The 11,266-nt window shown below is 51.9% G+C and carries 4 protein-coding genes; 1 reads left to right on the forward strand and 3 read right to left on the reverse strand.

Annotated features, from left to right (window positions below; genetic code table 11):
* The 3 genes from ACYVGO_RS15640 to ACYVGO_RS15650 all read right to left on the reverse strand — a co-directional run.
* The coding region (locus ACYVGO_RS15640) for an Ig-like domain-containing protein (protein WP_460970089.1) at positions 1–5,749 on the reverse strand (5,749 nt) is incomplete at its 3' end.
* A 189-nt stretch (positions 5,750–5,938) separates the two neighbouring features.
* On the reverse strand, positions 5,939–7,555 hold the full coding sequence (locus tag ACYVGO_RS15645; RefSeq protein WP_460970090.1) for a DUF11 domain-containing protein: 1,617 nt from the start codon (positions 7,553–7,555) through the stop codon (positions 5,939–5,941).
* 171 nt (positions 7,556–7,726) lie between these two features.
* Entirely contained in the window at positions 7,727–9,343 is a 1,617-nt protein-coding gene (locus tag ACYVGO_RS15650; protein WP_460970091.1) for a tetratricopeptide repeat protein, read from the reverse strand.
* 776 nt (positions 9,344–10,119) lie between these two features.
* On the opposite strand from ACYVGO_RS15650, the gene ACYVGO_RS15655 reads away from it, so the two are divergent.
* Entirely contained in the window at positions 10,120–10,503 is a 384-nt protein-coding gene (locus tag ACYVGO_RS15655) for an endonuclease domain-containing protein (protein ID WP_460970093.1), read from the forward strand.
* The last annotated feature ends 763 nt before the right edge of the window (positions 10,504–11,266 follow it).

The raw sequence follows: 11,266 nt of genomic DNA on the forward strand, positions 1-11,266 counted from the left end.
TGCGACAGGTGGCTGTTTGGACGTTGGCCTGATAGAGGGGTACCTCATCTTCCACGATCACGACTGGGCAGCAGGAGCCATCGGGGCACTGACCCACCACGTTACCATTGACCACTACCGAGTAGCTACCGGCCTGGGTTGCGGTGAAGGAGCTGGCGGTTGCACCTGAAATGGCATTGCCATTCCGGTACCATTGGTAAGTTCCCAGACCCGGTGTCGTAGTCAGAACAAACGCATAGTTAGTGCCTTTGCACGCATGAACCGGTGGTTGGCAAGCAGCCGTGCAGCTTTGCGGAGCGGTGTAACTTACACTGGCTGTACCGCACCCACTTAAGGTGGCCGTCAGGGTGTGAACCAACCCGTCCGAAACCAACCCGGTTAACGAGTAAGGCACCGAGCTTACACCACTGGCTATACTCAGGGAGATGAGTTGAGTCCCATCACTCAGTAGAATCGTACCCCCGTTGGTGTTGTTGGTCAAACTCAGCGTACCACTGACACTGTAAGTGTTGGTGGCAGACTGGCACGAGCCCGGCGTTGCCGTAACGGTTAGCGAACAGGTTGGCGCTAACTCAATATTGAGCACGGCCAGGGGTACGGTCACCGAGCAGCTCTGACTATCGGTGATGCGGATAGTGGTTGAGAAAGTGCCCGTGGCGGTGGGTATGCCACTGATGAGGCCCGTGCTACTGAGTGTCAGACCCGTAGGCAGCGTTCCCCCGGCCAGCAAGAAGCTGTAGGGGGCCGTTCCGCCTGAAACCGTCAGGTTCGCGCTGTAAGCTTGTCCGACAGTGCCGACAGGCAAGCTGTTAGTGGTCAGGCTCACCGAGCAGGCCGCTGTTGTATTGAGGGTGATCGAAGCGGTGGCCGTACAGCCGGGTCCTGTGGTGCAGGTGGCCGAGTAGACAGTGGTGGCGTTGGTGGGGATCACACTGATGACGCTGGTGGTAGCCCCAGTACTCCAGACCACCGAGCCGGTGCAGCCGATAGCGGACAGACTCACGGGGGTGCCCACCGTTACCGAGGTCGAACTGGCCGACAGGCTCAGACTGGCCTGAGGCATTACCGTTACTGTGCCCACGGCGGTGGTGGTTGAGCCCGTGCCGGTGGTACAGGTAGCGGTGTAGCTGGTCGAAGCGGTCAGGACCGGGGTCACCAGGGTAGTACCCGTGGCCCCCGTGTTCCAGCTCACCGAGCCGGTGCATCCGCTAGCCACCAGGGTGGCCGAACTGCCGTAGCAGACGGTGGCCGAAACGACCACTAGACTGGCCGCAGGGGCTGTGTTGAGGGTGATCGAAGCGGTGGCTGTACAGCCGGGTCCTGTGGTGCAGGTGGCCGAGTAGACAGTGGTGGCGTTGGTGGGGATCACACTGATGACGCTGGTGGTAGCCCCAGTACTCCAGACCACCGAGCCGGTGCAGCCGATAGCGGACAGACTCACGGGGGTGCCCACCGTTACGGAGGTCGAACTGGCCGACAGGCTCAGAATGGGCAGGGCGTTAACCGTGGCAACCACACTGACACCGGCACTTTTACAGGTAGCATCTTTCACACAGGCCACGTAATAGGTGGTGGTGGCGGTGATGGCTGGGGTGGTGAAACTGTTACCGGTACCGACCTGAGTGGTTAAAGCGGCATCGCTGAACCAGACGGCGGGGTAGGTCGCATCGCAGCCCGTGGCCGTCAGGGTCACCGTGCCCGTTCCGCACCGATTAGCGGCTACACCGATTGGGGTAGGAGGGGTACAGTTAGGTGTACAGGTGGTTGGTTGCAGGGTGGCTTGCACATCGATAAAACAACCTGCTGCATTGAACACCCGAATGGTATAGGTGGTGGCCGCTGCCGGATTAGCCAAGTTACTGACGATAAGTCCACCCGCTGGGATGGCCGTGGCCGAAGCATAGGTAGCCGAACCAGTGTAGGTTACCCCCACCGTATAATCATAATGAGCAGCGGCATCAAAACCCGAAAGGGTCAACCCCCCATCAGCGTTGGCGGCTGTTCCCGCTGCATTACAGGTGGCCGCCGTAGCCACCGCACTGGCCGTGGGTAGGGCATTGATGGTAGCCTCTACGGCAACGCCCGCACTTTTGCAGGTAGCATCTTTCACACAGGATACGTAGTAGGTGGTGGTGGTGGTTAAGCTAGGCGTAGTGAAACTGTTACCCGTTCCGACCTGGGTGGCCAGAGCCGCATCGCTGAACCAGACGGCGGGGTAGGTCGCATCGCAGCCCGTGGCCGTCAGGGTCACCGTACCCGTTCCGCACCGATTAGCGGCTACACCGATTGGGGTAGGAGGGGTACAGTTAGGCGTACAGATCGTGGGTTGAAGCACCGCCTGTAGATCCACAAAGCAACCCGCTGCATTGAACACCCGGATGGTATAGGTGGTTGCCGCTGCCGGATTAGCCAAGTTACTGACGATAAGTCCACCCGCTGGGATGGCCGTGGCCGAAGCATAGGTAGCCGAACCAGTGTAGGTTGCCCCCACCGTATAATCGTAATGATCAGCGGCATCAAAACCCGAAAGGGTCAATCCCCCATCAGCGTTGGCGGCTGTTCCCGCTGCATTACAGGTGGCCGCCGTAGCCACCGCACTGGCCGTGGGCAAGGCGTTAATCGTGGCGACCACACTGACACCGGCACTTTGGCAGGTGGCATCCTTCACACAAGCCACATAATAAGTGGTGGTGGTGGTTAAGCTAGGCGTAGTGAAACTGTTACCCGTTCCGACCTGAGTGGTTAAAGCCGCATCGCTATACCAGAGGGCGGGGTAAGTTGCATCGCAACCCGAAGCGCTTAGCGTTACGGTACCCGCACCGCAGAGGGCGGCTGGAACCCCCGTAGGCGTTGGTGGGGTACAGGGAAAGGCTACTGTAATCGTAGTCGTGGTTGAATCTTTACAGGTACCATAACCGGTTGCGCTATTATTGACGACTGTTTTAATGGTGTAGGTTCCCTCCGTAGCCGGCGCCGTCCACACCGTAGGATTAATCCCAACGTTACTAAAACTACCATCCACGCCCGACCATTGCACAAAACTGGTAGCCCCAAAACCAGTAGCAACCGCGGTTAATGTAACATTACTACCCGGTACAATCGTAGTGGCTGGGTCCTGGGTTACAGTTAGGGTTCCTACGGCAGTACATGGGGTGTTCGTAACGGTTACGCAGGCTTCGGCAATGTCTTCGTTGCCTAAATTGTTGTTGGTGCCTACGGTGGTTAATACCGCATTCATCGGAATAACGTTACAATAGGTGCCAGGGCTCGTGCTTTTGACCGATACAACGATTGTACAGGTCGAATTAGCGGCTATGGTTGTTCCACCGGCTATTTTCAGTTCTGTATCGCTGTTTTGTAAACTTACGCCCCCGCATGTACTGGTGGGTGTACCGGTAGCTACCAGGTTTGTCGGCAAATAATCGACAAAATCCTGATTGAGCGTCATGGCAGAACCATTAAGATTCTCAATGGTAATGGTGAGGGTGGCGTTCTGACCCGTTTGGATCGTAGCCGGGGTCATTGTTTTCTTTACGCGGGGGGCAAGATTAAACGTTGTGTTGGCTAACAGGCACCCGGTTGCCGCCAGACAGTTTTCGCCCACTGTCGTTTTTAAACTTCCGGCCGCAATGGTATTACAATAACTGCCCTCGCTGGGTACGGTGACCTCCAGGCTGATCTGATTCAGACCAGGCACTAATACTGTTCCTTTGGGAAGGGTCAGGGTATTGCCGCCAACTGTGGCTACGGGTGGTAATCCTCCATCTACGGGTATTGCCATCCCTACAGTGGTTATGGTGGTGTTGTTGGCAACCACCATGGCTCCTGGGCTTGTGGGAAAAGTATCCACGAAGTTTTCGGTGAGGGTAATGGGCGTACTTTCGTTATTGGTTATTTTTAGTGTGAGCCTGGTGGGTGTACCGGGCTTGGTGAGCATGGAGCTAAACTCTTTTTCAATGATAGGCGGACTAGCCCCTGTTACCGTGATGGTCGCTTCGGCATAATCGTCCTCGGTGGTTACAAAATTACCGGGACTGCTGTCCGGGTCGCTGATGGGGGCGTATTCCATCACCTCTACCACATTTTTATAGGTGCCTGCTTTCAGGGCTTTAGTGGTAATAGTCAGTGTGGCCGAGCCACCAGCAGGTAAGCTGTTGACGAGCCAACCCAGATTGCCGTAAAAATTACCCGTACTAGGCGAGGAACTGACTAACTGCAATCCCGCCGGGATTAGGTCGGCGACCGTAATGCCAGTAGCAGCTACATCGCCCGTGTTGGTGAGCGTAATAGTCCAGGTAAAGGTAGTACCGCCACCGCTCGACCCACACACGGTGCCCGTAGCGGGACTGACGGTTTTTGTCAATGCCAAGTCGACGTGTTGAGTGCCTAGGCAAAACTCCGCAATGGCCTGGTCATCTTCGCCAGCTACATCATTGCCAGGGGTAGAATCTGGATCTCCTATATCGGAGGTCCAAATCTCTGATTTACTTTTTTTACAGACACCGCACTCGCCACCGACCAACTCTACTACATTGTCGATGTAGCAGCTGTTGTTTCCATTGAATACCCGGACAGTATAGAGCTGACTACCTCCTACTGGATTGGCCAGGCTTGTAAAGGTATAGGCTCCGCCGGAAAGCGTTTGTATGCCTGCATCGGTATAGGAAGGGCCGGTATAGACTCCGCCCATCGAAATCCCTACTTTGGTTCCGTTGGATACGCCCGTTATAGCGATTTGGCCGTTGTTTTGAGGGGTAGTACCGCTACAAGTAGGGGCGGTAGGCGTGGTCACGACCCCAGTAGGATTGGCGCAAAAAGGAGGGCACACGGCTTTTTTAAGATAGACTTTAATGTCTGAATAACAACCGGTAGCATTAAACAGCCGAACGGTATACGCTTGAGTGGCATTAGTCGGATCGGGCAAGTTGTTGACAATGACCCCACCCCCTGGAACGGCCGAAGCAGTAGCATAGGTTTTGCCTCCGGTATACGTGCTGCCTATGTTAAAATCGTAATGATCAGTAGTACCAAAACCCGATAGCGTAATGCTACCCGTGCTTTGAGGCAAACCCTGGATGCAGGTGGGGGCGGTGGCAATACCAACACCATTAGGCCCTTCGCAGGTACCTCTGATGGAAATATCGTCATAGCCTGTCATTTTAGCAGTAAAGTCTGATCTCTGGAATTGATGCACCAAACCAAAATAGATCCGAAAAGTTACTTCTGTACTCCCATCCGTACAAAAATTGGAACCTGTAAAATTGAAGGTCATGGGCGTACCATTGACGTTCGATGCTAAGATAGGCTGGGTCTGATTATAGATCTGTACGCCGTTTCTATAGACAGCTACGCCTTGTTTCTCGAAATTGACATTGGCCTGCGAGCCATCGAATTGTTTTTGAAGGATTTTGACTGCAAAATCGCTTAAACAGCCTACTTTCCCTTCTTGAAAAGTATAGTCTACATACAGGTTGACCGGATCAAGCGGAGCCCAAGTAGTACTGGTGGGGTCAAAGGATACCCCACCATACAACTGAATAGCAGTAGCCGGATCATAAAAATTAAATAAACAAAGTGCATTATCAAAATGGATTGTGTTTATGTGACCTTTAGACCCTAAGAAACCAATTCCACAACCAGAATTGATTTGTGGGCAATAGGTTCTTCCAACCCCCAAAATCGGGGATGTGTAAAATTGGCTATCCGCGTTGTCAGTTCCGCCATTACACTGTACGGTTTGCGAATCCATATTCCATTTGGCGAGGATACCGACGGGACTGCTACAGGTTTGAGCTTCTGCCCTAAAAAAGGAAGAAAGTAAAACGAAAAGCAAGAGAAATACTATCGTTTGGGGGGCTTGCAAAAGTCCAAGACGGGCAAGCGGCTGTGGTAAATGTTTTTCATTGAAGTATTGACCGGGTGAGTGAAATCATTGACATTAATCTACTTTTAGGGTCAAGGTCAGCGTTTTGCTACCTACGGGCATGGTGCCAATGTCCCAGATTTTGGTAACTGCATTGTAGCTGCCTTGCTGTGCGTTGGCATTGACCAGACTAAGCCCCTGCGGCACTTTGATTTTGGCCGTCACGCCGGTGGCATCCTGCCCTGTATTGCTGATGGTGTAGGTATAGCTCACCTGATCACCTCTGTTAGCGGTTTGCGTAAGAGGCAACACCGTAAGACTTAGGTCAGTAATAATATAGCCTAGTTTTTTTAACAGGATAGCCGAGGTCCCAGTATTAAGATCAGTAAATGTTAAGCCACATACTATATAGCCACCGTCATTAGTTGCCGCAATGATCATAGAATCATCGTTTCCAGGCAGCTTTTTATCCCAAATTTTAGTGCCGACAGCATCTATTTTCAAGTACCATTGATTACCAGTAGATGTAGCTTCAGAAACATCCCCACCTATAGGTGAGGATGAAGATCCCATAAGAATAAAGCCGCCGTCTGTGGTTGCTACTGCATCACGCAAAGTTTCTGCACTACTTCCTCCATACAACTTATCCCACAATTTAGCGCCGTTAGCGTCTATTTTCACTACCCAAAAATCGTAATTACCATGATTGATTGCGGTTATATTACCATCGGCAGATGAAGAGGAACTTCCACATAATAAATAACCTCCATCAGCAATTTGAAATGTACTTATAATGTAATCTGTAATACCACCCCCAAATCTTTTGTCCCAAATTTTAGTGCCGGTAGCATCTACCTTCAAGATCCAGGCATCTGTACTTCCGTATGTTGCCGCTGAAATATCGCCATCTGCGGGTGAGGTAGTACCAAGAGCCAATAGATAACCGCCATCAGATGTTTGTATTATATCGCTCTCAGAAAAGATACCTGTATAGGAGCCTTCATTTCCACTTCCTCCATAGGTTTTGTCCCAAAGCTTGTTGCCATTGGCATCTATTTTCAGTAGCCAAATGTCATCCCCACCTGGGCCGGTTTGGCTTTTGTCGTTACCGGCCGGACCGTTGGTTCTTGCCATGATGACATAACCACCATCGGCCGTTTTTAATACGTTTCTAGTGGCAAGGAATGATTTGGTTGAACTGCTTCCTCCATAGGTTTTGTCCCAAAGCTTGTTGCCATTAGCATCTATTTGAATCACCCAAACATCCGAAATTCCTTTTTTAGGAGCTGTTTTAGTACCGCTTACCAGAGATTCTGAATATCCCACCAGTAAATAATTACCTCCCTCTATTTCAACGAAATCCATTAAATAATCATGAGCACTTCCTCCAATATATTTTTCCCAAAGTTTAGTGCCGTAAGCATCCGTTTTTACTACATAACCGTCATATGTAAAGACACCGGAACTAGGGTTTGAGTAACCCACAGCCAGATAACCGCCATCTTTTGTTTGGCGTGCAGTAAGGCCGCTATTAAATCCATCAAGAATTCCAAAAGCTTTATTCCATTGCACTGGCGGGAGAACGGATTGGGCCTTCACCATAGGTACCAAACACTGCTGAAGAATCACTAGCAGTATCGCTCTGACTAACGTTGCCATTGGGCTTTTAGGAGAAAATAAATATGTTTTCATTGTTTTTAAATTGAAAAAAGTGTCTACTTCGGTTTAATCGTCAAACATGCGTTAGTGGATAATTTTTACCTTTTGGCCTTATCAAGCGTGACTGTGTATAAGGTATTTTTCAAACCTCCTTAGTCGCAAGCGGATTAGTCGAGGTGGATTTTGCCGGGATGTCAGGTGCTTTCATATAGGTGTGTTTTTCGTTAGTAGTTGCCGTATAAAAGGGCTTTTAGGGCGTTTCTGGAGCGCCTGAGCCAACGCCAGACGGGCATTCTGTGTATCATGGCGGTACAGATGCAGCCGCCCCAAACTCTCCCCAATGGGGTACATCAGGCGTGGGGGTTCATCGTATTGGATGGCCTTTTCCAGCTCCAGAGCTTCGTTCCAGGCCGAGTTGTTGAAGGGCCTGGTCTCATCCATATTATCGATCCAGCCTGCCAGCTCATAGCGTGCCATACTCAGGATATCGAAGGTTTCGTTGATGGCTTTAAACTCGGCACTGCCCTGTTGCTGGATGCCCTGTTGTTCAAAGATTTTCAGGAGTTGGGTCAGCTGCATTCCGTACTGGTTAGCCGCCTGCCCATTGCCGGTGTCGATAGCCGCCATGCCCCGGCAATACGCCTGCATGGCCTGCAGGTAGGTTCGCACCAGGGGGTTGGTCAGGGGCATATCGAGGCTGTTGAGCCAGCCGTTTAACGTTTCATTCGCTTTGGCAAATTCTCGATAACGGATATGGATAAACGTCGGCAGGATTCGACCTTCGTAGAGCAGCATCAGGGCCGCCCCGCTGGTGGGGGGCGTTTGCCCCAGGCTGATGGCGGCATAGGCATTGGCGGCTTCGAGGGCGTTGTCTTTTTGTCCCAGTTCGGCCAGCGATACGGCCAGATAATGCAGGTTATGCATGTAGTTCTGATCGGCTACCAGGGGTAGCTGCTGGGTTCGGTGATAGGCCATTTCCTGCTGGCGCGCCCGCCTAAATACATCCGCGGCTTTCTGATACTGGCCCGCCCGGAAAAACAGATGCCCTGGCATATGCGTCAGGTGGGGGGCATTAGGTGCCAGCGATACGATACGACGAGCGGCCTCTGTGGCCTGGCTGAACTCGGGCCGTAGTTCCATCACATGCACATAATAATGGAGCAGCCCGATATGGGTCGGGAATTGGCCAAAGGCTGTTTCCAGCAGGGTTTTAGCTTCCTGCTGGAGGGCCTCATCGGGCTGCTGGCGCAGCACTATAGCCGCAAAAGCCAGCGCTTCGGGTTCGCTGGAATAGGTTTTATACAAGTTACGGAACGGCATTACGGCCTGGGCAATACCCAGTTTGACCAATATAGTGCTGGCTTCGATCAGGGCTTTGTGAAACGGTGGGCTGTTGGCTTTCAGGGTATTCGCCTTGTCGATGGCCTGTACCCATACACGCGAATCGGTTCCGCCAAACCCTGGCTGGCACATGGCCAGTCCCCAGTAGCCCATTGGGCAACTGCTGTCGGCCTTAATCGCCTGCTGAAAAGCCCGGTAGGCTTCGATATGCCAGAAATCGTGGAGCAGATTAAGTCCCTGATCGAACCAGCGTTGGGCCTGAGGATTTCGGGTCGTTAGGGTCAGATGACTGGTACCAATCCCTGTCCTGAGGGCGGGTGGAGGCCAATTACCGAGGGGTATCGTTGAGGCCATGCCCGTGCATAGGGTTACCCTCGCAGTTTCCGGCGTGTTTGTGCCTACCGTTGGGTGCGTCTCCGATTTGGATCGGCAACCCAGCGAGAGTGCAAGGAGGAGCGGTATATACAGAATCCAGTGCATAGGGTCTTGTGGCTTGTTGATCATAAGCAAACAAGAACAATGCGACAAGTAGAGTCCTGGACAACTAAAATGTATCCTAAACAGTCAAGTCAATACCAATACCCCTGTATGAGTGACAAAAAGAAGCGATTGGGCCAGAATGACTCCGGGAGCAGAACCTGCTGCCCATCCATTTCGAATTGACCCGTGCCAGAAGGATATTGGCAGATTTTCGTTGACTGGCGTCAAACGAATAGTTTCCGGGCTTATCAATAATCGCGCGGAAGACTATATCCTAAACAGCAAAATAGAATCTCAAACAATGTTTCCTGGATTTTAGGGGGTAGGTGTGTGGTGCTTTGGACTGATCTTGTGGGGGGTAAAGCAACCCCAACTACCCCCCACCCCCTGAAGGGGGCTTTGCTCATGTGCGGCCAATACCTCCTTCAGGGGGTTGGGGGGTGGTTGGGGTAGCTTTACCCCCCACCCCCTAAAGGGGGCATTGCTCATGTGCGGCCGACTTTCCCTTTAGGGGGTTTGGGGGTGGTTGAGCTTGCTTTTACCCCCCACCCCCTGAAGGGGGCATTGCTCATGCGCGGCCAGAGCCCCCTTTAGGGGTTTGGGGGTAGTTGAGGATGCTTTACCCCCCACCCCCTAAAGGGGGCATTGCTCATGTGCGGCCAATACCTCCTTCAGGGGGTTGGGGGGTGGTTGAGCTTGCTTTTACCCCCCACCCCCTGAAGGGGGGAGTTTGTTCCATAATGAAATTTGATGTAAAAAAGTAGATACGAAAACGAATGGCGAGTGATATGTTTTATGGGGCGTCGGCGCAGATATTTGAGCAGGCGAAGCACCTTCGGCAGTCGATGACACTTGCCGAAATTGCACTGTGGGATAGGTTACGTGCTAATCGGCTGGGTGGGTATCGATTTAAAGCCCAACACCCAATAGCCTTTTTTATCGCTGACTTTTATAACCATGCCAACCGGTTAGTCATTGAGCTTGATGGTGGTGCTCATGATTCGATGGAGCAACAGGAATACGATACGAACCGGACCTATATGCTTGAAGAGTTTGGGATAACCGTTATCCGGTTCAGGAACGAAGCCGTTTTTAGTGATATTGATGCTGTCTTACTCGAAATTAGGGAGACACTGACCACTTTACAGGAAAGCTCATAATGTGCCGGAACTACCAATACTCCCTGTCCCCCTGAAGGGTTAACCTTGTAGGGGATTTGAGCAACTGATTAAACTTGCGTTTTAGCGAGCTTTGTCCGCGCCCGGCTAAATCCCCTAAAGGGGGCATTGCTCATGCGCGGCCAAAGCCCCCTTCAGGGCAGGGCCGTTAAGTTCTAGCTTATTTCACCCCCCACCCCCTGAAGGGGAGAAAATCCACTTCGGAGTACTCCCCCTTTAGGGCAGGGCCGTTAAGTGCTGAATTTTCTTTACTTAATCATCCTCTTTATTGGCTTATTTTACCCCCCAGCCCCCTGAAGGGGGAGAAAACCCACTTCGGAGTACTCCCCCTTCAGGGCAGGTCTGTTTAGTTCTAGCTTATTTCACCCCCCAGCCCCCTAAAGGGGGAGAAAATCCACTTCGGAGTACTCCCCCTTCAGGGGGCTGGGGGGTAATGGACAGGCGTTTAAAAAGTTAATTTTACTAACCTAAATTCAGAACTTAACACCCCTGCCCAAAATGGGGGGTAAAAAGCCTTCCCAAAAACGATTTACAGCATTCACCTGAAACCCCTACAAGAGTAGGTCATAGGAGAGAGAAACAAAAAAGAATGGTGATTAGGGCATAAAACCAGAAAGGCACCCCTGGTAAGGGATGCCTTTCTGGTTCTTATACGTCAAAGTCTCTTATTTTACTTTCTTCGTGATCACGAACGGCACACACTTGGCGGGTGGGCAGGCACACTGGGTCTGTGGCAAACTTACTA

The organism is Spirosoma migulaei (assembly GCF_054776855.1).